Source organism: Bradyrhizobium sediminis, assembly GCF_018736085.1.
GTDB classification, from domain to species: Bacteria; Pseudomonadota; Alphaproteobacteria; order Rhizobiales; family Xanthobacteraceae; genus Bradyrhizobium; species Bradyrhizobium sediminis.
Map to the genome: position 1 here is coordinate 4330500 of NZ_CP076134.1, position 21576 is coordinate 4352075.

A 21576-nucleotide genomic window follows, 5' to 3' on the forward strand; every position below is an offset into this window, starting at 1 on the left:
AGTTCCCGGTTTGAACGCTACATTCGAAGCATCTTGAACAAGCCGAGACCCGCCAAACCGATGAAGATCAGATAGATCGCGACCACGAGATTGAGGAAGCGCGGCATGATCAAAATGAGAATGCCAGCGATCAGCGCCACGATGGGCTGGATATGAGCAGCGGTGATGGTCATTGAAATCTCTCCGGATGGCGGCTGAAGGGGAAAATCGAATCGAGGCGGGGATTTTACCCTGCGGCACGGTTCCACGATAGGAGACGCAGGTTCCTTCAACCGGTTCCGGCGCTCACAAAAAATGCCGAAAATTGCAGCGGTGAACTTCCGTCTTTCTCCGGAACAATGCCGCGCGCGATGAATTGGGTGGGATTGCGCGCTGTGCAAAGCCAGCGTGCATCACGTCGGAAGGAGTTGTCATGCGGAACAAAGTACTTGCCATTGCCGCCATCGCGGGCGCCCTCGGCGCACCGGTCGCGGCGCAGGCGCAGAGCGAAATCACGACGGGCGTCGTTCGCGGCGGCACCGTGATCATCAACGACGCCGACGGCATCGCCGTCGATCGGCGCCCGGCGTTCCGCGAATATGTCATTCGCGAGCGCGTGCCGACCTACACCATCCCGGATCGCGTGGTGGTCGGCGGTATCCTGCCGGAAGCCGGCATCACCTATTACGACGTGCCGCAGACCTATGGCACGACGCGCTATCGCTACACCGTGGTGAACGGCCGGACCGTGCTGGTCGAGCCGCGCAGCCGCCGCATCGTTCAGGTGGTCGATTAGAGTTGGGATCGCCCGAACGACTTGTCCGGAGAGCCGCAGCGGCGCTTTTTCGGACATCAAGGCCCCGTCCGGTCTCCCCCGCCGGACGGGGCTTTTGGTTTTGTGCGTTTCGGCTTGAGCGCGCACATTCCTGAACGATGAGGCTGCCCCCGGATTCCTCAACTGGTGATGCGAGCGCGATAGAGATTCATCGGTCGTCGCCCGGCTTGACCGGGCGATCCAGTACGCCGCGGCCTTTCAGTTGAACACGACTGTCTCTGGAATACTGGGTCGCCCGGTCGACCGGGCGATGACGGTTGGTGGATGAGCGCGTGCCTGCGCAATAAGCGTCAGTGGATTCAAGTTTCAAACAGCGCGTTCACATAAACGCAGCTTCGCGATCTCGCGGCGGATTTCGCCCGAGCTTTGCTTTCGAATTTTCCTCAACCCTCCAATCAGAGGGCGCAGGGAAGACCGGGTGCGCGCTGCACCCGCGGTCTCGCGTGCAAATGCACATAGAGAACACGCACACGAGCATACAGGTTCAGCGGAGGCAATCCGGCCTTCCCTGCGCAATGGCTTTACGGCTTACTCCGCGCTCTTGTGTCCGCAAAATCTGCCAGAATGTGCGAACGGGCGGTTCTCACCAACCGCCCGTCGCTGGATCTGAGCCCGTTCGTGCTCGAAGGCTGTTAGAGCCTGCCGGGGAGCGCTGATGGTATCGCTTTCGCTCCGCCCATCCTAAGCAGTGTCGTCCCTGCGAACGCAGGGACCCATACGCCGCGGCTTCGCATTTTTGCGCAGACTGGTCGACGCCTTTGTCACAATCGGCGACTGGGATTATGGGTCCCTGCGTTCGCAGGGAAGACACCGTGACGCACGAAAGCAGCGCAACGTACAAGCTACAATGCGATGAGCGCAATCGCGTTCACGCGGAGATGACGGGACTCAATCCTGGATCTTGGAAAAATCCGCCACCGCGCGCGTGGCGGCGCGGATCTCATTCAACAGCTTCGGGCGATTTTCGCGAACCTTGGCGTCGTCGTCATTGACCTTGACCTTGTCGAAGAGCGCATCCACCGCCGGCCGCAATTTCGCCATCGCGCTCATCGCAGCGGCGAAGTCTTCTCTTGCAACCGCAGCGCCGGCTTCCGACTTCACCTGACCGATCGCCTTCTCGAGAGCCTTCTCCTCATCGAGAGAGTAGAGAGCAACGATCGGCGCGCCGTCATAGGCCTTGCTGTCCTTCTTCTCCTCGATGCGCAGGATGTTCGCGGCGCGCTTGGTGCCGGCGAGCAGGTTCTTGCCGTCGTCGCTATCGAGAAATTTGCCGAGCGCCTCGACGTGGCGGACTACCCATCAACAGATCGTCCTGGCCTTCGAGAGCGAATACAGCGTCGACGAGATCGTGGCGTGCGCCCTAGTCGTTCTCTCCAGACGCCCATTAACTCGCTAACCCATTGCCGTTTTGAATCGAGCAACTCGATCCCGTCACGGTCAACGACAAGTATTCGCGCACGACCCCATCGAGCCCTTTGCGCTTGATGACACCGCCGTTTTCTCTGCCGTGAGTCACGGCAAGCGTGCAGCTCGAGAAGCTCGGATCGAAGGTCGCGACCGCGCGCATCGCGCCCGATCCTCCAGCGCCGCTGTAGCCCCGATTGGCGACGAGCGCGTTGCCCTCAAATCGCATCCCTCTGGCTTCGCCCATTTTGGTATTCCTCGCATTTGGGTCAGCATCTCCAACTTGCGTCCGGCTGCCCGCCGATCGTGACGAGCGCTCGAACAGTCGGCCCAAAGAGCTGATGTAGATAATGTACCTGATACTGGAGTTTACCTGCCTTTCCTTTCCGTCAGAGCTGCGCTGAACAGATTGCGTGGTCCAACTAAGGGTCACCGTCTTGTTCAGGAGTTGTTGCGGTACGGCGATGGCTGGAGCCGATCCCATCCAAACGGTGCCGACGAAAACGATAACGCCCATGGCTGAACGGGCTGAACTCATTTGAACCTCCCAGTCGCGAACTCGGCAAGCGCCGAGATTGATGTTAGCTGGCTCGTGCCTCGGTCTGGAATCGATAAATGAAAGGTCACCTGAAGACAATCCAATCCCTCATGTCCGTTCCGGGTCAATCGCGTCGGCTTGACCATCTCCCGGTGACTTCCGGGTTACCCCAGAACGCTGACATGGCATTTCTACGTTGTGAACCGGCCTCGCGCGGGATGACGGCCCACCTAATCCTGTATCTTCGAAAAATCCGCCACCGCGCGCGTGGCGGCGCGGATCTCATTCAACAGCTTCAGGCGATTTTCGCGAACCTTGGCGTCGTCGTCATTGACCTTGACCTTGTCGAAGAACGCATCGACCGCCGGCCGCAATTTCGCCATCGCGCTCATCGCCGCGGCGAAGTCTTCTCTTCCAACCGCAGCGCCGGCTTCCGTCTTCACCCGGCCGATCGCTTTCGCCAGCGTCTTCTCTTCGTCGAGAGAATAGAGCGCAGCATCCGGCGCACCGTCATAGGCCTTGCCGTCCTTCTTCTCCTCGATGCGCAGAATGTTCGCCGCACGCTTGGTGCCGGCGAGCAGGTTCTTGCCGTCATCGCTATCGAGAAATCTACCGAGCGCTTCGACGCGACGGACAACGGATAGCAGCCCAACCTCTTTGCCACCAAGCCCAACCACGGCCTCCACAAGATCATGTCGCGCGCCTTGGTCGCGAAGCTGAACGGTAAGGCGATCCTCGAAGAAACGTTGGAATGAATCGCCGATTTCGGAAATCGCTCCATCGGAAAGATCTGCACGAACTCTCTTGATGTGCTTTTCGAGAAGACCGCGAGGATACAAATCAATTCCGCGTTCGATCGCTATTCGGATTACACCCAACGCCGCTCTGCGCAATGCGTATGGGTCCTTACTCCCGGTCGGCTTTTCGTCGATCGCCCAGAAGCCCACCAGCGTGTCGATCTTGTCGGCGAGAGCCACAGCTATCGAAACCGGATCGATTGGCACGCGATCATTCGGCCCCTGCGGCTTGTAATGTTCCTCGCTAGCTGCGGCGACTGAGGCATCCTCTCCTTGCGCCAGCGCATAGTATTTTCCCATTAGCCCCTGTAGTTCGGGAAATTCACCAACCATTTCCGTCAGCAGGTCGGCTTTTGCTAAGTGAGCTGCGCGCTTCGCCTTCTCGGTATCGGCTTTGGCAAACTGTGCCATCTCCACAGCCGCAATCTCGATCCGCTTTATGCGCTCACCCTGCGTTCCCAGCTTCTCATGAAACACGATGCCGTCGAATTTCGGTAGCCGGTTCTCCAGCTTAGTCTTGACGTCGGACTCGTAGAAGAACTTCGCGTCGGACAACCGCGCGCGGATCACGCGCTCGTTGCCGGCGATGATGGCCTTGCCGCCATCGGACGCCTCGATGTTGGCGGTGAGGATAAACTTGTTGGTCAACTTTCCCGTTTTGGGATCGCTGACCACAAAACACTTCTGGTTGTTGCGGATGGTGGCGCGGATCACCTCGCCCGGGATCGACAGGAATTCCTCATCGAACGCCCCCATCAGCACCACGGGCCATTCGACGAGCCCTGCGACCTCGTCGAGAAGCACCTGGTCCTCGACCAGCTCGAAGCCTTGCGCGAACGCCAGTTGGCTGGCGTCGGTCAGGATGGCGTCCTTGCGGCGCTGCGGATCGAGCACGACCTTGGCATCCAACAGCTTCGCCTCGTAATCCTCGAAGCGGCGCACTTCCATCGCCGCCGGCGCCATGAAGCGGTGGCCTGATGTGGTCTGGCCGGCCTCGATGCCGTCGACGGCAAATTTCACGACGTCGGGTGCTTCGGTCTCGAGGCCGAAGGTCGCGACGATTGAATGCAGCGGCCGCACCCAGCTCAGCGCGCCCGATCGCGCCGAACGTTCGCCCCAGCGCATCGATTTCGGCCACGGAAAGGTCCGGATGATGACCGGCAGCATATCGGCGAGCACGTCGAGCGTGGCGCGGCCGGGCTTCTCGATCAGCGCGACGTAGAAATCGCCCTTCTTCGGATCGCGCTGGATCTTGGCTTCGTCGAGCGACTTGAGCCCGGTCGCTTTCAGGAAGCCCTGCACCGCCGCCTCCGGCCCGCCGACGCGCGGGCCCTTGCGCTCTTCTTTCAAGTCCGACTGCCGCGCGGGAATGCCGTGCACCGTCAGCGTCAGCCGCCGCGGCGTCGCGAAGGCTTTTGCACCTTCGTAGACCAGACCTTCGGCGACGAGTTTGTCCGTCACCATGCGGCGCAGGTCTTCGGCCGCCTTCGCCTGCATGCGCGCGGGAATTTCTTCGGAGAACAATTCGAGCAGAAGATCGGGCATTGGCTCTACTCCCCTCCCCCCGCTTGCGGCGGGGAGGGGTCGGGGGTGGGGGGTCTATCCGCGTTGATCGCTGTGTCGATCGCCGCAAGAACGCCCGACATATTTCCCAGCACGTCGTTATTCCAGAACCTCAGAACACGATAGCCTTCGGAGGCTAGACAGGATGTCCGCCGATTATCCGCAATGTTATCGGAATGCTGCCCGCCATCCACTTCAATAACCATTCTGAGCTGATGGCTGGCGAAGTCGGCGAAGTAGGGACCGATCGTCGCCTGACGCCGAAAGTGATGCTGCTTGAAGGGAGGTTGCCGCAAATGTTGCCAGAGCTTCTTTTCGGCTTCGGTCGCATCACGACGCAAAGCTCTCGCACGTGGAACGCGTTTGTCGACGGCACGCGGCGTCCTCTGTGGCATCCACCCCCCACCCCCGACCCCTCCCCGCCACGCGCTTCGCGCGCGGGGGGAGAGGAGCAGGTCCGTGCTCGCTGAAATACTCAATTCCAAAATCGCTTTTCTCACGAAGCCCTGCCCGCTTCGGTATGCACCCAGGCTTCGCCGCAGGCTTTTGCCAGTTCGCGCACGCGCATGATGTAGCTCTGCCGCTCCGTCACTGAAATCACGCCGCGGGCATCGAGCAGGTTGAAGACGTGGCTCGCCTTGATGCACTGGTCATAGGCCGGCAGCGCCATCAAATGCGCCTCGCGCTTGCCGTCCTTCCAGCCCGCATCGAGATATTTCTTGCAGGCTTCCTCGGCCATCTTGAACTGCTCGAACAGCATCACGGTGTCGGCATGTTCGAAGTTGTGCCGCGAATATTCCTGCTCGGCCTGGAAGAACACCTCGCGATAGCTGACTTTCTCGTCGCCCTCGCGGCCGTTGAAGTTGAGGTCCATGATGCGGTCGACACCCTGCAGATAGCAGGCGAGCCGTTCCAGCCCGTAGGTGAGTTCGCCCGCGACCGGCGCGCATTCGACGCCGGCGACCTGCTGGAAATAGGTGAACTGCGACACTTCCATGCCGTCGCACCAGCATTCCCAGCCCAGCCCCCAGGCGCCGAGCGTCGGGCTTTCCCAGTCGTCCTCGACGAAGCGGATGTCGTGCAGCGCGGAGTCGATACCGATCGCTTTCAGCGATTTCAGATAGAGTTCCTGAATGTCTAAAGGCGACGGCTTCAGGATCACCTGGTACTGGTAATAATGCTGCAGCCGGTTGGGATTTTCGCCGTAGCGGCCGTCCTTCGGCCGCCGCGACGGCTGCACATAGGCCGCGTTCCAGCGCTTCGGCCCGAGCGCGCGCAACGTGGTCGCGGGGTGAAAGGTGCCGGCGCCGACCTCCATGTCATAGGGCTGCAGGATCACGCAGCCGTAATCCGCCCAATAGCGCTGCAGCGTCAGGATCAGTCCCTGGAACGAGCGTTCCGGGCGCATGTGGGCAGGTATGGCGTCCATAGGCAGAATCGGTCTCGCGAGGGGGGCTTGAAGCGCGCGGGACCGTATCGGCGGCGGCCAAGGGAATCAAGGCGATGTCGGAGCCCCGACACCGCCAAACCCGGCGAAAAATCAGATCGATTCAGCCCGGGCGGTAGGCGCCGGTGTTGGGGTCCCGCCGCAGCGTCGGAATCTCGTTCGCGCGGGCAGCCTCGGCGACCCGCGCCAGCCGGGCCTCTTCCAATTCCCTGTTGACCCTCTGGGCGGCCTTGTAGGCCCAGCGGACCACGGCCAGCCCACCCAGGGCGCCCGCGAATGCAATCAGCGGCGGCATCGGTCGATCCTTGTCGTTCATACGTCGCGCCCCGCTGATATTGTCGCGCAAGCCGGCCTTTGCCGCAATCGCCTTATCCGGGACCAAATGGCGCGGGGTAGTCGGCCTCAGAACCCAAATTTGGCCCAAATTGCCCTGCTCTCGAGCGCCGAAATCAGTTCGTCCGGCAGGCCCGCAATGGCCTCGAGCGATGCAGCCGTTCCCGCGCCGGCCGATTTGCGGCCGAACAGGCTCGACAGCATCCCGCCCGGAGGCGAGACCACGGGGGTCAGCACCTTGTCGCCGTAGCGGGCGCGCAAGGTCGAGCGCAGGTCGCCGACGGCGTCCGCAAGACCAAGCGACACGGAGGTTTCCCCGGCCCAGTATTCCCCGGTGAACAGCACATCGTCGGAGCCCTTCAACCGGGCGCCCCGGCTTTGTTTCACCAGCGCGATGAAGATGGCGTGGATCTCGCGCTGAAGCGCTTTCAGGCGCGCGACGTCGTCGGGGTTTTCCGGCAGGAACGGATCGAGCATCGCCTTGTGGACGCCGGCGGTATAGAGCCGCCGCTCGACGCCGATCCGCTTGATCAGGTCCTGGAATCCGAAGGAGCCGCCGATCACGCCGATCGAGCCCAGGATCGAGGACGGATCGCAGAAGATCTCGTCGCCCGCGCAGGCGATCATGTAGCCGCCGGAGGCCGCCACGTCCTCGACGAACACCAGCACCGGCAGCTTCTTCTCCGCGGCAAGCTGCCGGATGCGAAGATAGATCTGGCGCGACTGCACCGGCGAACCGCCGGGCGAATTGATCACCAGCGCCACGGCCTTGGCATGCTTCATGGTGAAGGCGCGCTCCAGCACCCGGGCGACACCCGCCAGCGACATCCCCGGCCGCAACGGCGTCACCGCACCGATCAGGCCCGACAGCCGGACCACGGGCACGACGACTGCGCCACGCCGCAGCCGCGCCGGAACGAATTCCATCAGCCGCTCGACGAGGCCCGGCAGTCCCGCGCGATCACTTATTTGTTCACTCATGCCGTTACCTCGAATTAACCATTTTTTATCGCGCCACTGCCAATGAAGGAGTCGAACGCCCGAAGCGGTGGAACGCCTTTTGCTTTGCAGTCGTTATGGCTGCAATCGCGCAGCGGAGAGTGACATGAAAATCTATCTGCTGATGATGCTGATGGGTATCCTTTTGACCGCGGTTCACTTCACTTCGGCACCGGAACGGCAGTCAGAGACGCTCCCGCAATAGCACTTCTGCTCAAATCGTGAGCGGCCGGACACGCCTCACAGTGTCGCAAGCGGCAAGACGCCCTTCCCCGCCAGAATTTCCTGTACCTGTTTATTGGGCACGCCTGACTCATCATTGAGCATCAGGGCGGGATGGATTTGCGTGGGAGCCCGTCCGCCCTTGATCGAACGTATCAGGACGCGGATCGCGGGTGCCTTGGGATCGCCGTGAACCGGCAGAACAGCAAGGCTGCCGAAGCCGCGATCGAGCGCCGCCAGCACCTCCGCAATTCCGTCGGCGCGCCAGATCAGGGTGAGCACGCCGCCGGATTTCAGGATCCGCCGCGCGGCGTGGACCCAGCTCTCCAGCGTCGAAGCCGTTGCGACATGGGCCGAGGCGCGGGCCTGGTCCGGCGAGGCGCGGTGCCGCGCGGCATCATTGAACGGCGGATTCATCAGAACGACGTCGGCGCTGTCGGGAGTGAGGCCCGCAGCGGCAAAGGCGTCGGCGGCAGCCGCAACATCCAGCACGATCGCCTCGGCCGCGATGGCATTCGAGGCGGCGTTGCCGCGCGCGAGCCCGGCCAGCGCCGCATCGATCTCGACCAGAACGAGATCGATCCCGGTCACGCGCCTGGCAACCGCGAGACCGGCGGCGCCGACGCCGGCGCCGAATTCGACCACGCGCTCGCCCGGACCTGCCGGCGTCGCCGCGGCCAGCAGCAGGGCGTCGTGGCCGGCGCGGTGGCCCGACCGCGGCTGACGCAGGCGCAATTGTCCGCCGAGAAAGGCATCCTCGGTGAATTCGGAGGCGGAATCAGTCATCGGCCCGCAGTTCGTGGGCGAGCCCCGCGTCGCTGAGGATCTGTCGCGCTTCGCGGTCGTCGTCCTCATGAACCAGAATACGGCGCGGCAGGATGCCGAGGGAGCCTTCGAGGATGCTCATGTTCTGGTCCAGCACCAGATGGCGAATATTGGCGCCGTCGAGCAGGGCTCCGACCGCCGAAACCAGCACCATATCGTTGGTCCGAACCAGTTCCCGCAACTTTGGCTCTCCTTTGCCGATCCGGGGTGGGGTGCGGGCGCGTGTCAACCGCTACCTGCCCTTGCCGCATTACCCGGCACTTTCTATTGTCAGACCTTAAGGATAGTCCGAATTGGGCAAATGTGGAGACCAGCGTGGCGGTTATTGTACCCTTCGAGAGCCCATCGAATGCTTCGATAGATGAGCTGGTCGGGCTTGTCGCCGCCGACATGGAGCGGGTCAACGCGACGATCCTGTCGCGGACCGGCTCCGAGGTCACCATGATCCCCGAGGTCGCCAACCACCTGATTTCCTCAGGGGGCAAAAGGCTGCGGCCGATGCTGACGCTGGCGATGGCGGGTCTCGCCGGCTATTCCGGCGAGGGCCATATCAAGCTCGCGGCTTCGGTCGAATTCATGCATACCGCCACCCTGCTGCATGACGACGTGGTCGACGAAAGCGAGCTCCGGCGCGGCAAATTGTCCGCGCGCATGCTGTGGGGCAACGAGGCCAGCGTGCTGGTCGGCGATTTCCTGCTCGGCCAGGCCTTCCGGATGATGGTCGAGGTCGGCTCGCTGCGCGCGCTCGACATTCTCTCCTCCGCCGCGGCCACCATCGCCGAGGGCGAAGTGATGCAACTGGCGGCAGCGAAGAATACCGCGACCACGGAAGATGAATATCTCGCCGTGATCCGAGGCAAGACCGCCGAGCTGTTCGCTGCGGCCTGCGAGGTCGGCCCGGTCATCGCCAATCGTCCGAAGGCCGAACAGACCGCGTGCCGCTCGGTCGGCATGAACCTCGGCATCGCGTTCCAACTGGTGGACGACGTGCTGGATTACGGCGGCAAGGCCGCCAAGCTCGGCAAGAACATCGGTGACGATTTCCGCGAAGGCAAGATCACGCTGCCGGTGGTGCTGGCGTTCCGCCGCGGCAATGACTCTGAGCGCGCCTTCTGGGTCAAGGCGCTGGAGCGCGGCGAGATCGGCGACGGCGATCTCGATCACGCCATCGGGCTGATGACCAAGCACCGCGCGCTCGAGGACACCATCAACCGCGCCCAGCACTACGGCGCGATGGCGGTCGATGCGCTGGCGCTGTTTCCGGCCTCGCCGATGAAGACCGCGCTTGAGCAGGTGGTGGCGTTCTGCCTGGCAAGGTCGCACTAGAAAGATGAGCGGTGAGAACCTGTCGCTGTTTCTTGCCGCAGCTTTCATCATTGCCGCAATTCCCGGCCCCGGCATTTTCTATGTGGCGGCGAGGACGCTCTCGGGGGGCAGGAACGCCGGCATCGCGTCCACTCTGGGTACGGCGGTCGGCGGGCTTGTCCATGTTGTTGCCGGGGGCCTCGGCGTCTCCGCAATTATTCTTGCCAGCGCCCAGCTCTTCACCGGGCTGAAGCTGGCCGGTGCGCTCTATCTGGTCTGGCTTGGCATCCGGACGTTTCGCGAGGCAGGCCGCCTGTCGCTGGATCGCGTTGACGCCGGCGGGGCCGAGCACGCCTTTCGGGATGGCGTCCTGGTCGAGGCTTTGAATCCCAAGACCGCGGCCTTCTTTCTGGCGTTCATTCCGCAATTCCTGGAACCGACAGCTACGTCCCCGGCTCTCCAGTTCATGATGCTGGGCCTGATCTCGGTGGCGCTGAACACCTGCGCCGACGTCGTCGTGGTCGCCATGGCCTCCAGGGCACGCGCGACACTCGCGCGCAGGCCACGTTTGTTTCAGCGTCTGAGACAGGGCTCCGGAATCTTCATTGCCGGACTGGGACTCTCGCTCGCGCTGGTGCGGCGGCCGGCGACAAGCTAGCTCAACACGCCCGCATGCACCCACCATTGCGGGTGATCGCGGCCGATCTTCTGCGCCGCGCGCTGGGCGTCCGCGGTATTCTCATAGATCGCAAAGCAGGTCGCGCCTGAGCCCGACATCCGGGCCAGCCATGCCCCGTTGGTGGCGTTGAGCGCGGCGAGCACTTCGCCGATCACGGGCTGGATGCGCATTGCCGGCTCTTCGAGATCGTTGGAAGCGGAGCTGAGTGCTTCAACCCAGTCTTCGACCGACGCCCCCTGCTCCGGCCAGCCCGGCGTCCGGATCACGTCGGTGGCGCCGACCAGCAGCTCGCCGTTGCGCAAGCCCAGTGCGGCAAACACGTCCTTGGTCGCGACCGGAACCCGGGGGTTGACCATCACGCAGGGCATGATCGGCAGGCTCAGCGGCATCAAGGCTTCGCCGACGCCGGTCATGACGCAGGGGCGCGAGGCAAGACAGACCGGCACGTCGGCGCCCGTCAGCCGCGCGACCTCGATCAGGCGCGGATCGTCGAGCGCAAGCCCGTTGGCCTGCGCCAGCAGCCGCAGCGCCGCCGCGGCGTCGGCCGAACCGCCGCCGATGCCGGCAGCGACCGGCAGCTTCTTGTCGAGGACGAAATCGCCGAGCTTGAGATCCGGCACGCGTTCGCTGAGCAGTTGCGCCGCCTTGAACACCAGATTATCCGCGTTCTCGCCGCAGGCCTGCGCCAGCGGCCCGGTGGTCTCGAGATCCAGTTTGGCGCCCGGCGTCAGCGTGATGCGATCGGCGCAATCGGCGAACGCCACCACGCTTTCGAGGTCGTGATAACCATCGACGCGGCGCCCGACCACCCGCAGGGTCAGGTTGACCTTGGCACGCCCCTCTTCCATCAACATCAGCGATCAGCCGCCCTTGCCGCCGTCTTTTTTCTTGTCAGCGGAGGCGGCCGACGAGGTGTCCTCCGGCAGCCCGTTTGCGATCTTGGCCTCGATCTTCGGCAATTCTTCCGGCTCGGGCTTGAGGTCGCGGGCGTGGGCCCACTGGAATTTCGCCTCCAGCGTGCGGCCGACGCGCCAATAGGCGTCGCCGAGATGGTCGTTGATGGTCGGGTCTTCCGGCTTGAGATCGATCGCGCGCTCGAGATTCTTCACCGCCTCCGCATAGTTGCCGATGCGGTAGAACGCCCAGCCCAGCGAGTCCACGATGTAGCCGTCGTCCGGGCGCTGATCGACGGCGCGCTTGATCATCTTCATGCCCTCGTCGAGATTGATGCCCTGATCGATCCACGAGTAGCCAAGATAGTTCAGCACGTGCGGCTGCTCGGGCTGCAGCTCCAGCGCCTTGCGCATGTCGGCTTCCGCCTTGGTCCACTGCTTGGAACGCTCCTCGCAGATGCCGCGGTAATAATAGGTTACCCAGGCGTTCTTTTCGTTGCCCGGCGGCATCACATCGATGCCCTGACTGTAGGTCTGGGCGCAGTCGGCGAACCGCTTGCGGCCGCGCTCGATGTTGCCGAGCGCCATGATGGCTTCGATGTCCTTGGGATCTTCCGCGGTGACGCCCTTCAGTATCTTGATCGCCTCGTCGCTGCGGTCGGCGGCGTCGAGGTTGGTCGCGAGCTGAATCTGCGCATTGCGCTTGAGCGGCGAACTGGCCGGCATCCGCTCATAGACCTTGATCGCCATCTTGGGCTTCTTCACGGTCTCGTAGAGATCGGCCAGCGACAACAGCGCCAGCGGATGATTGGGCGCGAGATAGAGCGAGAGCTGCAGGTAGACCAGCGCGAGGTCTTCGCCGCCGCGCCGCGTCAAGGTGGCGCCGATGCCGTAGAGCGCCTCGGCGGCGCCGGCCTGCGGCGAGTCGACCAGCGGCGACATCTTCTTGCCGGCTTTGGTTTCGCGCAGGCCTTCCTGTACCAGCGGATGCCGCGGCAGCTTCTTGTCGAATGCCGCGTAGACGGCGGTGGCCGCCGCCGGATCCTTGCCGCGCGACAGCCAGCGCCCATAGGCCTCGGCCACGCGCAGCATGGAATCGTCGAGCTTGTGGGCACGCTCCAGACGCATACCAGCGTCTTTTTCCTTGCCCGCGAGTTCGAGGATCATGCCGGAATGCAGATCCTTGAAGATCGGATACCATTCCGGACCGGTCAGCTTGTCGATGTTGGCGACCGCGGCCTTGGTGTCGCCGGCGCCGTAGCTGGCCCAGCCCGACAACAGCGTCGCCACCAGATCCGTGATCGGTCCGCGAATCGACTGATTGATGTTGAGCTGCGCGGTGGAGTATTTCTTCTGCTTGAGATCGCGCACGCCGACCACGAGGCGGGCGACGCGATTGGATTTGTCGATCGTCAGGATGCGGTCGGCGAGCTTTACCGCCTCGTCGATATCGCCGTCCGCGAGCGAGGAAATGAACGCGCGATCGAGCAACTCGTTGTTCTTCGGATCGGTGCGCAGCGCCGAGCGGTAGAACGCCGCCGCCGAAGAGGCGTCACGCTCGACGCTGGCGTGACGGGCGGCCAGATAGCTGCCCGACGTGGTCATCGATTTCAGGTCGCCCTTGGTCGGGAATTGCGCCGAGTTGTCGGCGGTATGATCGGGTGTCTGGGCCGCAACCGAACCGGGCACTGCCAGCGCGGCGAAGGCGAGTGCGGCAAGGGTCCGGCGATTGAAACGAATGGAAAACATCAGGGTTTGCCTAGCTCCAGGGATTTCAAGGATCGTCTCGGATGCGAACCCAGCCGGCGGCATCAAGGCAAGCGACAATGCCGCGTTTGGCGTTGAACCGCAAGGATACGGGGTGGCGAATCGAATGGCAGGACGGCCGATGATCGCCGTTCCAACCGGCTTCCCGGCCGGCCCGGCCTGAAAACGCTTTCAGTGTGGCGGTATCGTGGCCGGCGGCCGCATTGGCGGCTACCGGCTCACGCAATCGTGGTCACATCGCCTCGTAGTTCGGACCGCCGCCGCCCTCCGGCGGAACCCAGGTGATGTTGCCGTTGGGGTCCTTCACGTCGCAGGTTTTGCAATGGACGCAATTCTGGGCGTTGATCTGGAAACGGGGACCTGAGGCCTCCTCGACCCATTCATAGACGCCGGCCGGGCAATAGCGGTTCGACGGACCGGCATAGACGTCGTGCTCGGACGTCTTCTGCAGGTTCATGTCGGCGACCTTGAGGTGAACCGGCTGGTCCTCTTCGTGGTTGGTGTTGGACAGGAACACTGACGAAAGCTTGTCGAACGATATCTTGCCGTCCGGCTTCGGATACGCGATCGGCGCATGCGCTTTTGCGGGATCGAGCGTCTTGCGGTCGGGCTTGGCGTGGGACTGGGTGCCGAACAGCGAGAAGCCGAGCGTGTTGCACCACATGTCGAAGCCGCTGAATGCCATGCCGATGGCGGTGCCGAACTTCGACAAGAACGGCTTGGCATTGCGGACCCGGTAAAGGTCCTTGCCGACCGCGGAGTCGCGCCATGAATTCTCGTAGTCGACCAGTTCGTCGTTGGCCCTGTTGGCACCGAGCGCGGCGGCGACGTGTTCGGCCGCCTGCATGCCGCTGCCCATCGCGTTGTGCACGCCCTTGATGCGCGGGACATTCACAAATCCTGCCGCACAGCCGACCAGCGCACCGCCGGCGAACGTCAGCCGCGGCACCGACTGGTAGCCGCCCTCGGTGATGGCGCGCGCGCCGTAGGCGAGCCGCTTGCCGCCTTCGAACAAGGTGCGGATCGAGGGGTGGGTCTTGAAGCGCTGGAATTCGTCGAACGGCGACAGATAGGGATCGTCGTAGTTCAGATGAACGACGAAACCCACCGCCACCAGATTGTCGTCATAGTGATAGAGGAACGAGCCGCCGCCAGTCGAATTGTTGAGCGGCCAGCCCAGCGTATGCTGGATCAGGCCCTTCCGGTGCTTCGCAGGATCGATCTGCCAGACTTCCTTGAGGCCGATGCCGAATTTAGGCGGCTCGCTGCCCGCGTCGAGCGAGAATTTCGCGATCAATTGCTTGGTCAGGCTGCCGCGGGCGCCTTCGGCGAACAGCGTGTATTTGCCGAGCAGTTCCATGCCACGGGTAAACGAGTCCTTGTGGGTGCCGTCCTTGGCGATGCCCATGTCGCCGGTGGCGATGCCGCGCACCGCGCCCTTGTCGTCGTACAGCACCTCAGTCGCAGCGAAGCCCGGATAGATCTCGACGCCGAGCGCTTCGGCTTTCCGGCCAAGCCAGCGGCAGACATTGCCGAGCGAGCCGATATAGCAATGATGATTGTTCATCAGCGGCGGCATCGCGATCGCCGGCAGCGGGATCGCCGATCCCGCTGTCATCCAGTAGAACTTGTCGGTCTTGACCTGCGTCTTCAGCGGGCAATCGGCATCCTCGCGCCAGTCCGGAACCAGTTTGTCGAGCGACACCGGATCGATCACCGCGCCGGACAGGATATGCGCGCCGACTTCGGAGCCCTTCTCCACCACGACGATACTGAGATCGGCGTTGAGCTGCTTCAGCCGGATCGCGGCCGCCAGGCCGGACGGCCCGGCGCCGACGATCACGACGTCGAATTCCATGGATTCGCGCGGGGGTAATTCTTCGGTGCTCATGATCTGGTCCCGGCCGGTTGAGAACGCCTCTAATTGTCCCCGTTGTTTCCGATTTTTAGCCGGAGAACAACACCCGAAATGCGTTTCACAACGGCGCAAGGCGGCCTAGATTGAGCGAGATGTCGCAGACCCCCGCCATGACGCCCGAGAGCGCACCTACCGTCCAGCAATTGCTGGCCTTTTATCTGGAGGCCGGGGTCGACTGTGCGCTGGCCGACGAGCCGGTCAATCGGCTGTCCGATCCGGATGTTGTGCCGGCCGGCCGCGAGGCGGCGTCGGCGCGGCCTGTCAGGACAATTCCTGCCGCTCCGGCGATGCCGGTGGCACGAACCGATGCGCCGGCCGCGCCGGAGGCCGCCATCCTGTCGGCGCGGGAAGCGGCGCGCACCGCGTCCTCGCTGGAGGCGCTGCGGGCGCTGATGGAGACATTCGACGGCTGCGCGCTGAAGTCGACCGCCACCCGCCTGGTATTCGCCGACGGCAATCCGCAGGCGCGCATCATGTTCGTCGGCGAGGCTCCCGGACGCGAGGAAGACATCGAGGGCCTGCCGTTCGTCGGCCGTTCCGGCAAATTGCTCGACCGCATGATCGCGGCGATCGGGCTCGACCGCTCCAGCGTCTACATCGCCAACGTCATTCCATGGCGGCCGCCCGGCAACCGCACGCCGACGCCGCAGGAAACGCAGATCTGCCTGCCCTTCATCCAGCGGCAAATCGAGCTGGTGAATCCGGACGTACTGGTGACGCTCGGCAATCCCTCGACCCAGACCCTGCTGTCGACGCGCGAGGGCATCATGAAAACCCGCGGGCGCTGGTTCGACTACGACACCGGCACGCGGACGATCCGCGCGCTCGCCACGTTCCATCCGGCCTATCTCCTGCGCTCGCCGTCCTACAAGCGGATGGCGTGGCAGGATTTGCGCGCTATCGCCAAGGCGCTGGAGCAGGCGAAGTCCTCATCCTGAGAAGCACGCGCGAGCGTGCGTCTCGAAGGATGAGAGATCCGGGCTCTCATGGTTCGAGACGGCGCAAGCGCGCCTCCTCACCATGAGGAATTTAGAGTGCTTACGGCCCCTTCGGCCGCACGATGGCCCAGCCGATCCGCAGCAGCGGCTGGCGTCCGGTCACCAGCCATTCGAACGCCCGCGGCACTTCCGGCACCAGGCCGGGAAAGCGTTGCGCGATGTCGGCGGGCGGCGTGCCCGATGTATCGGATGCGCGCCACACCACCACGCCGCCGGTTTCGTTGAATTTCGCCGGTGTCAGCCACGGCGTCCGTTGCGGCGCGGCATCGAGCAGCAGATGCGGACGCCCGGTATCCAGCGAAATCAGCGCCGCCAGTTGCGGATCGCCGGCCACCGCCCGCAGCCGCTGGTTGGTGCGCCGCTCAAAACTGTCGCCGAAAAAATGCGCGATCGCACGCGCAGGCAGCGAGGTCGCCACCTCGGTGCCGCCGGTCCAGGGCAGAAACAGCGTCGTCGCAGTTGCCGCGAACGCGGGCGCGAGGACGGCGAGCGCCCAGACCGTGCGCAGGACGCGCTGACGCCGCAGATGAACCAGGTCGCCGGTCGCGACGATCACGGCCAGTCCCGACATCATCAGCGCGACGCCGGCCCCGCCCGCGACGCCGTCGAGATTGAACAGGCCGGAGATCAGGCTTCCCGCCAGCGCAGGCGCGATGGCGAAGAAGTAAACGAAATTGCGCGCCAGCGGATCGACCGGCGGCCGATAGATGATCGGCGTCTCTTCCGGGTTGCGGTTGAGCCAGCCGGAGTTGAGCACCACCAGGACCAGGATGCCGGAAATCGCCAGCAGCAAGCCGCCGAGCAATTTGCCCCAGTGCAGCGCCCTGCCGCTGAGATCCGCAACCGCCGGCCATGGCGGCAATGCCAGCATGTCGGCGCGGATCAGCCAGACCAGCCAGGGCAGCGCCAGCACGACGATCACCAACAGCGCGAACAGCGGATCGAACGACATCAGCATGCGCCGTCCGCGGACGGTGGCGAGCGCAAAGCCTGCAATCAGCAGCAACAGGCCGATGGCGGCGGAGGTCGTCAGCAGCAAGAGTCCTGCCTCGATCGACCAGGCGAACCACGCGTTGCGCCGGTTCTGGCCGATCAACTGCCAGGAGTGCAGCAGCAGCAGCGCCCAGAGCGGACGCGCCAGCACCAGGGGACCGAACTCGGCGCCGGGCGAACTGAAGGCCGTGACCGTCAGCGTCAGCAAAATCGCGAGCACCGCCTGTTGTCCGCCGACAATGGCGCGCGCCAGCAGGAACAGTATCCAGAATGTCGCGACCGCGCAGAGCTGCGCCAGCAGATAGACGCCGAACATGTGGTTGCCGGCGGCGCGGAACGCGATATCGGCGAGCCAGAACGCCAGCGGCGGACCGAGATCGGTGCCGACCTGGTATTCCCGGCCGAAGGCCAGCATCGTCGCGAGGTCGCCGGGCGGGCTGCGATACAACAGCAGCGGCAGGATCAGCCACAACGCCGCCTGCAGCAGCACCACGAGCCACACCACCAGCCGCGGCCGGGCGCGGATCAGTTCGACAATCAGGGAGGTGAAACGCATGAAACGCCCGAAATGCCCGGCCCGCCGGCCCCGTTCGATCTCAAACGTTTGATAGAGCGCGCAAGGCGCCGACGCAACTGGCGCTAGATGGCGGCCGTAACCTCGGCGTCTGCGGGCGCTTCCCTCGTAAACAGATCGCGTTCGACGGTCGAGGGGTGATGCTTTTCCCGCGCGGCCACGACGGGGGCGAAGAAACGGCGGTGATGGACGCTCGGTCCGAGCCGGTCCAGCGCCTCGAGATGCTCGGGCACGGCATAGCCCTTGTGGGATTCGAAACCATAGCCCGGGCAATCCTGCGCCAGCGCGCACATCAGCCGGTCGCGCGTCACTTTGGCGACGATCGACGCCGCCGCGATCGACAGCACCAGCCCGTCACCGCCGATCACGGCGGAGCATTCGCAGGCGACGTCGAGCCGGTCGCGGCCGTCGACGAATACATGCTGCGGCATCTCCGGCAACGCCTGCACCGCGCGCTTGAGCGCCCACAGCGAGGCGCGCAGGATATTGTCGCGATCAATCCGCGCCGGTGAACCGAACGCGACCGCAATCGATGCGGTGGCGCAAATTTCCTCGAACAGTTCCTCGCGGCGTTCCGCCGTCAGCCGCTTGGAATCGTCGATGCCCTTGGGAATCCGCTTCGGGTCGAGCACCACGGCGGCGGCCACCACCGGGCCCGCCAGCGGGCCGCGCCCGGCCTCGTCGCAGCCGGCGATTGGCCAGACGCCACGCTTGATCAGCGCGCGCTCGCGCCGAAAGCTCGGCGGCGCCACGGCAATCGCGCCCTTCGGCGGCTTAGCCTCGTCTTTCCCGGATTTGTCGCGACTCATGCCGGGATCGTGGCCACAGCGAGCCCGGCGACGCAACCGGGAACTCCGGGAAATTCCCGCTATTCAGTCGCGGCGCCATAGCGTTTTCGGGCGTAGGCACCGGTTCGCGTAAAGAAAACGCGTCAAGACAAAAGTCTAATCCGGCAAATGAACCCGCCGGTCATCACCGACCTCGATGCCGGGCGCGACCACCACTTCCCAGGGATGATTGTCGGGATCGGCAAAATATCCGGAATAACCGCCGTAATCGGTCGCGTGCGCCGGTTTCAGCAGCGAAGCCCCCTTTGAGATCGCGAAATCCAGCACGGCGTCGACCTCTTCGCGCGTACTGCAATTCCATGCCAGCGTCATGCCGCGAAACCCTCGCGGCCGCGGGTCCTGCGGCAGCGTGACGTCCTGCGCCAGCTGATCCCACGGAAACAGCCCGAGCGCGGTACCGCCGGTTTCGAAGAACGCGACGGCTTCGCCTGACGCGCCAAGCTTTCGCGTGAAGCCGAGCGCTTCGTAAAATGCGATGCTGGCGCGCATATGGCTGACGCCGAGGGTGATCATGGTCAGCCGCGGGATCGGGGTCGGTAGTTTCGTATTCATGCCACTTCCTTCTCCGTCATTGCCTGCGACAAACGCGAAGCGTTTGCGCAAGGGAGCAAAGCGACGAAGCAATCCATCCTTGCTTGGCAAGCGATGGATTGCTTCGCTTACGCTCGCAATGACGGCTGCTAAAACAAACTCAATTGCTGCCCGCTGCTCTTCGGCCGCGCGAAATGATCTGATGTCAGTTTCGAGCGCCGCTTGTTGAGCCCGAGCTTCTCGCAGGCTATCTCGAACCGGCGTCCAATCATCCATGCCATCGGCCCGGTGCCCTTCATCCGCGTTCCCCACTGCGAATCGTAATCGCGGCCGCCGCGCATGTCGCGGATCAGCGTGAAGACGTGGCGGTAGCGGTCGGGATAATTCGCCATCAGCCATTCGCGGAACAGGTCGCGCACCTCAAGCGGCAGCCGCAGCAGTATATAGCTCGCTTCCTTGACGCCGGCATGCGCCGCGGCATCGAGAATGCGCTCGATCTCGGAATCGTTCAGCGCGGGGATCACGGGCGCCACCATCACCGTGGTCGGAATTCCCGCCTCCGACAATTGCCGCAGCGCTTCCAGCCGCTTTGCCGGCGTCGAGGCCCGCGGCTCCATGGTGCGCGCGAGCTGGGGATCGAGGCTCGTTACCGACAATGCGACCTTGGCGAGGTTGCGCTTCGCCATCCGCGCCAGAATATCGATGTCGCGGGTCACCAGCGCCGATTTGGTGACGATGCCGACCGGGTGGCCCGCTCGTTCCAGCACTTCGAGAATGCCGCGCATGATCTTCCGTTCGCGCTCGATCGGCTGATAGGGATCGGTGTTGGTGCCGATCGCGATCATGCGCGGTTCGTAGTCCGGCGCCGCCAGTTCCTTTTCCAGCAGCTGCGGCGCGTCGGGCTTGGCGAACAGTTTCGATTCGAAGTCGAGGCCAGGCGACAGGCCGAGATAGGCGTGGGTCGGCCGCGCGAAGCAGTAGACGCAGCCATGCTCGCAACCGCGGTAGGGGTTGATCGAACGGTCGAAGCCGATATCGGGCGAGTCGTTACGTGTGATGACCTTGCGCGCGGTATCGAGCGCAACCGTGGTCTTGAACGGCGGCAATTCATCGAGGCTCTGCCAGCCATCGTCGAAGGCTATCCGCGCCTCGGCCTCGAAGCGGCCGCTGGCGTTGGATTGCGCGCCGCGGCCACGGCGCCGTTCGCGTTCGATCGCGACTGCGAGTTCGGGAAAGGGAGAAGGTGCACCCGCCGGCTCGGAGGGCGCCGTGACCGGCGGGTGCTTGAGGGCATGTGAGGATGCTCGGCTCATGATCGGAACATAGCACGCATTGAGAACAAAGCAAGAACATGAATTTCGAAATCCACAGATGGCGAAACCGCCCGCCCTGCCGCAAAAAACTGCACCGCGAAGGCTGATTTGATTGTGACAAGGTGCTAACAATTCGGCGTTTTTCACCGTTTTGAGCCAGCGAAGCCTCATTCATGCTGAGCGTGATCATTCCGACCGAGGGCGTCGAACAGCAGGCCGTCGCGACCCTTGCGGCGCTGGTGCCCGGCGCCGCCGCAGGCATCGTTCGCGAGGTGCTGCTGGTCGACCGCTCCGGCACCGGCGTGATCGAGCGCGTGGCCGACGTCGCCGGCTGCCGCTTCCTGGCTTTCGAGGGATCCCGCGCAGCGGCGCTGGCCGCAGGCGCCCGGCAGGCCCGCTCGCCCTGGCTGATGTTCCTGCATGCCGGCGCGGTGCTGGACGGAGGCTGGATCGAGGAGACCACCCAGTTCATCCAGGGCGTCTCCTCGAGCGGCCGCCCCCGCGCCGGGATCTTCCGCTATGCGCGCTCGCCCTATGCCGACACCCGCTGGCGCGACGGCTTCAAATTCGTGGCCCGGATGATCACGGGGCCGTCGGCGGAACAGGGGCTGCTGATCGCCCGGGACCATTACGACCGGCTCGGCGGCTACGCGCCGGACGCCCGCCGCTCCGAGGCCCGGCTGTTGCGCCAACTTGGCCGCTCCTCTCGCACCCAGCTGCGTAGCCGGATCATGGTCGTCGCCTGAACATCCTGGACCCGGGAGGGCCCGGACCAAAAATCGCGAAAACAACCCCATGCAAAGTAGAACTGGCAG

21 protein-coding genes and 1 pseudogene are annotated in these 21576 nt (G+C 63.9%); 5 read left to right on the top strand and 17 right to left on the bottom strand.

Going from position 1 to position 21576, the window contains the following annotated elements:
* Positions 1-17: 17 nt before the first annotated feature.
* Positions 18-173, bottom strand: coding sequence for a DUF3096 domain-containing protein (locus KMZ29_RS20785; protein WP_215603136.1), 156 nt, complete (start codon positions 171-173; stop codon positions 18-20).
* Between the two features lie 239 nt (positions 174-412).
* Between KMZ29_RS20785 and KMZ29_RS20790 the strand changes: the two genes are divergently transcribed.
* Positions 413-775 carry a DUF1236 domain-containing protein gene (locus KMZ29_RS20790; protein WP_215620977.1) on the top strand — a complete coding sequence of 121 codons (363 nt, stop codon included), beginning with the start codon at positions 413-415 and terminating at the stop codon, positions 773-775.
* A 927-nt stretch (positions 776-1702) separates the two neighbouring features.
* Here KMZ29_RS20790 and KMZ29_RS20795 read toward each other — a convergent pair.
* The 9 genes and pseudogenes from KMZ29_RS20795 to KMZ29_RS20835 form a co-directional block, all read right to left on the bottom strand.
* A pseudogene (locus tag KMZ29_RS20795) lies at positions 1703-2174 on the bottom strand (DALR anticodon-binding domain-containing protein); the annotation flags it as partial.
* A 24-nt stretch (positions 2175-2198) separates the two neighbouring features.
* Positions 2199-2756, bottom strand: a complete 558-nt coding sequence (locus tag KMZ29_RS20800) for a hypothetical protein (protein WP_215620978.1) — start codon at positions 2754-2756, stop codon at positions 2199-2201.
* Between the two features lie 230 nt (positions 2757-2986).
* Positions 2987-5098 (bottom strand): glycine--tRNA ligase subunit beta, encoded by a 2112-nt coding sequence (gene glyS / locus KMZ29_RS20805; protein ID WP_215620979.1) that lies wholly within the window; start codon positions 5096-5098, stop codon positions 2987-2989.
* Positions 5099-5103: 5 nt separating this feature from the next.
* On the bottom strand, positions 5104-5457 hold the full coding sequence (locus KMZ29_RS20810; RefSeq protein ID WP_249779746.1) for an endonuclease domain-containing protein: 354 nt from the start codon (positions 5455-5457) through the stop codon (positions 5104-5106).
* A gap of 155 nt (positions 5458-5612) precedes the next feature.
* Positions 5613-6545 (bottom strand): glycine--tRNA ligase subunit alpha, encoded by a 933-nt coding sequence (locus KMZ29_RS20815; RefSeq protein ID WP_215620981.1) that lies wholly within the window; start codon positions 6543-6545, stop codon positions 5613-5615.
* A 121-nt stretch (positions 6546-6666) separates the two neighbouring features.
* Positions 6667-6858 carry a hypothetical protein gene (locus tag KMZ29_RS20820; protein ID WP_215624352.1) on the bottom strand — a complete coding sequence of 64 codons (192 nt, stop codon included), beginning with the start codon at positions 6856-6858 and terminating at the stop codon, positions 6667-6669.
* Positions 6859-6965: 107 nt separating this feature from the next.
* Complete coding sequence (locus tag KMZ29_RS20825; protein WP_215620982.1) at positions 6966-7877, bottom strand: S49 family peptidase; 912 nt, start codon at positions 7875-7877, stop codon at positions 6966-6968.
* Between the two features lie 258 nt (positions 7878-8135).
* Positions 8136-8903 (bottom strand): tRNA1(Val) (adenine(37)-N6)-methyltransferase, encoded by a 768-nt coding sequence (locus KMZ29_RS20830; RefSeq protein WP_215620983.1) that lies wholly within the window; start codon positions 8901-8903, stop codon positions 8136-8138.
* Positions 8896-9123, bottom strand: coding sequence for a putative signal transducing protein (locus tag KMZ29_RS20835; RefSeq protein ID WP_215620984.1), 228 nt, complete (start codon positions 9121-9123; stop codon positions 8896-8898). Before KMZ29_RS20835 ends, KMZ29_RS20830 begins: the two co-directional genes overlap by 8 nt.
* Positions 9124-9257: 134 nt before the next feature.
* On the opposite strand from KMZ29_RS20835, the gene KMZ29_RS20840 reads away from it, so the two are divergent.
* Both KMZ29_RS20840 and KMZ29_RS20845 read left to right on the top strand, forming a co-directional pair.
* Positions 9258-10268: a polyprenyl synthetase family protein gene (locus KMZ29_RS20840; protein ID WP_215615222.1), complete on the top strand. Its 1011-nt coding sequence runs from the start codon at positions 9258-9260 to the stop codon at positions 10266-10268.
* 4 nt (positions 10269-10272) lie between these two features.
* On the top strand, positions 10273-10905 hold the full coding sequence (locus KMZ29_RS20845) for a LysE family translocator (RefSeq protein WP_215620985.1): 633 nt from the start codon (positions 10273-10275) through the stop codon (positions 10903-10905).
* On the opposite strand, the gene KMZ29_RS20850 is transcribed toward KMZ29_RS20845, so the two are convergent.
* The 3 genes from KMZ29_RS20850 to KMZ29_RS20860 all read right to left on the bottom strand — a co-directional run bounded on the left by KMZ29_RS20850 (position 10902) and on the right by KMZ29_RS20860 (position 15477).
* Positions 10902-11780: a 4-(cytidine 5'-diphospho)-2-C-methyl-D-erythritol kinase gene (locus KMZ29_RS20850; protein ID WP_215620986.1), complete on the bottom strand. Its 879-nt coding sequence runs from the start codon at positions 11778-11780 to the stop codon at positions 10902-10904. The genes KMZ29_RS20845 and KMZ29_RS20850 overlap by 4 nt on opposite strands.
* A 6-nt stretch (positions 11781-11786) precedes the next feature.
* Entirely contained in the window at positions 11787-13568 is a 1782-nt protein-coding gene (locus KMZ29_RS20855; RefSeq protein WP_215620987.1) for a tetratricopeptide repeat protein, read from the bottom strand.
* 250 nt (positions 13569-13818) lie between these two features.
* On the bottom strand, positions 13819-15477 hold the full coding sequence (locus KMZ29_RS20860) for an electron transfer flavoprotein-ubiquinone oxidoreductase (protein WP_215620988.1): 1659 nt from the start codon (positions 15475-15477) through the stop codon (positions 13819-13821).
* 137 nt (positions 15478-15614) lie between these two features.
* On the opposite strand from KMZ29_RS20860, the gene KMZ29_RS20865 reads away from it, so the two are divergent.
* Positions 15615-16442 (top strand): uracil-DNA glycosylase, encoded by an 828-nt coding sequence (locus KMZ29_RS20865; RefSeq protein ID WP_215624353.1) that lies wholly within the window; start codon positions 15615-15617, stop codon positions 16440-16442.
* 100 nt (positions 16443-16542) lie between these two features.
* On the opposite strand, the gene KMZ29_RS20870 is transcribed toward KMZ29_RS20865, so the two are convergent.
* The 4 genes from KMZ29_RS20870 to KMZ29_RS20885 form a co-directional block, all read right to left on the bottom strand.
* Positions 16543-18051, bottom strand: coding sequence for a glycosyltransferase family 39 protein (locus KMZ29_RS20870; RefSeq protein WP_215620989.1), 1509 nt, complete (start codon positions 18049-18051; stop codon positions 16543-16545).
* 83 nt (positions 18052-18134) lie between these two features.
* Positions 18135-18878, bottom strand: a complete 744-nt coding sequence (gene rnhB, locus KMZ29_RS20875; protein ID WP_215620990.1) for a ribonuclease HII — start codon at positions 18876-18878, stop codon at positions 18135-18137.
* A gap of 135 nt (positions 18879-19013) precedes the next feature.
* On the bottom strand, positions 19014-19469 hold the full coding sequence (locus KMZ29_RS20880; protein ID WP_215620991.1) for a VOC family protein: 456 nt from the start codon (positions 19467-19469) through the stop codon (positions 19014-19016).
* Positions 19470-19597: 128 nt separating this feature from the next.
* Positions 19598-20761, bottom strand: coding sequence for a PA0069 family radical SAM protein (locus KMZ29_RS20885; RefSeq protein ID WP_215620992.1), 1164 nt, complete (start codon positions 20759-20761; stop codon positions 19598-19600).
* A gap of 173 nt (positions 20762-20934) precedes the next feature.
* Between KMZ29_RS20885 and KMZ29_RS20890 the strand changes: the two genes are divergently transcribed.
* Positions 20935-21507, top strand: coding sequence for a glycosyltransferase family protein (locus KMZ29_RS20890; protein WP_215620993.1), 573 nt, complete (start codon positions 20935-20937; stop codon positions 21505-21507).
* Positions 21508-21576 lie beyond the last annotated feature (69 nt).

Coding starts and splice junctions, on each gene's coding strand:
- KMZ29_RS20860 (WP_215620988.1), bottom strand. CDS start 15,477: ATGAGCACCGAAGAATTACCCCCGCGCGAATCCATGGAATTCGACGTC.
- KMZ29_RS20845 (WP_215620985.1), top strand. CDS start 10,273: ATGAGCGGTGAGAACCTGTCGCTGTTTCTTGCCGCAGCTTTCATCATT.
- KMZ29_RS20790 (WP_215620977.1), top strand. CDS start 413: ATGCGGAACAAAGTACTTGCCATTGCCGCCATCGCGGGCGCCCTCGGC.
- KMZ29_RS20825 (WP_215620982.1), bottom strand. CDS start 7,877: ATGAGTGAACAAATAAGTGATCGCGCGGGACTGCCGGGCCTCGTCGAG.
- KMZ29_RS20820 (WP_215624352.1), bottom strand. CDS start 6,858: ATGCCGCCGCTGATTGCATTCGCGGGCGCCCTGGGTGGGCTGGCCGTG.
- KMZ29_RS20865 (WP_215624353.1), top strand. CDS start 15,615: ATGACGCCCGAGAGCGCACCTACCGTCCAGCAATTGCTGGCCTTTTAT.
- KMZ29_RS20855 (WP_215620987.1), bottom strand. CDS start 13,568: ATGTTTTCCATTCGTTTCAATCGCCGGACCCTTGCCGCACTCGCCTTC.
- KMZ29_RS20885 (WP_215620992.1), bottom strand. CDS start 20,761: ATGAGCCGAGCATCCTCACATGCCCTCAAGCACCCGCCGGTCACGGCG.
- rnhB (WP_215620990.1), bottom strand. CDS start 18,878: ATGAGTCGCGACAAATCCGGGAAAGACGAGGCTAAGCCGCCGAAGGGC.
- KMZ29_RS20785 (WP_215603136.1), bottom strand. CDS start 173: ATGACCATCACCGCTGCTCATATCCAGCCCATCGTGGCGCTGATCGCT.
- KMZ29_RS20800 (WP_215620978.1), bottom strand. CDS start 2,756: ATGAGTTCAGCCCGTTCAGCCATGGGCGTTATCGTTTTCGTCGGCACC.
- KMZ29_RS20880 (WP_215620991.1), bottom strand. CDS start 19,469: ATGAATACGAAACTACCGACCCCGATCCCGCGGCTGACCATGATCACC.
- KMZ29_RS20870 (WP_215620989.1), bottom strand. CDS start 18,051: ATGCGTTTCACCTCCCTGATTGTCGAACTGATCCGCGCCCGGCCGCGG.
- KMZ29_RS20890 (WP_215620993.1), top strand. CDS start 20,935: ATGCTGAGCGTGATCATTCCGACCGAGGGCGTCGAACAGCAGGCCGTC.
- KMZ29_RS20850 (WP_215620986.1), bottom strand. CDS start 11,780: ATGTTGATGGAAGAGGGGCGTGCCAAGGTCAACCTGACCCTGCGGGTG.
- glyS (WP_215620979.1), bottom strand. CDS start 5,098: ATGCCCGATCTTCTGCTCGAATTGTTCTCCGAAGAAATTCCCGCGCGC.
- KMZ29_RS20815 (WP_215620981.1), bottom strand. CDS start 6,545: ATGGACGCCATACCTGCCCACATGCGCCCGGAACGCTCGTTCCAGGGA.
- KMZ29_RS20830 (WP_215620983.1), bottom strand. CDS start 8,903: ATGACTGATTCCGCCTCCGAATTCACCGAGGATGCCTTTCTCGGCGGA.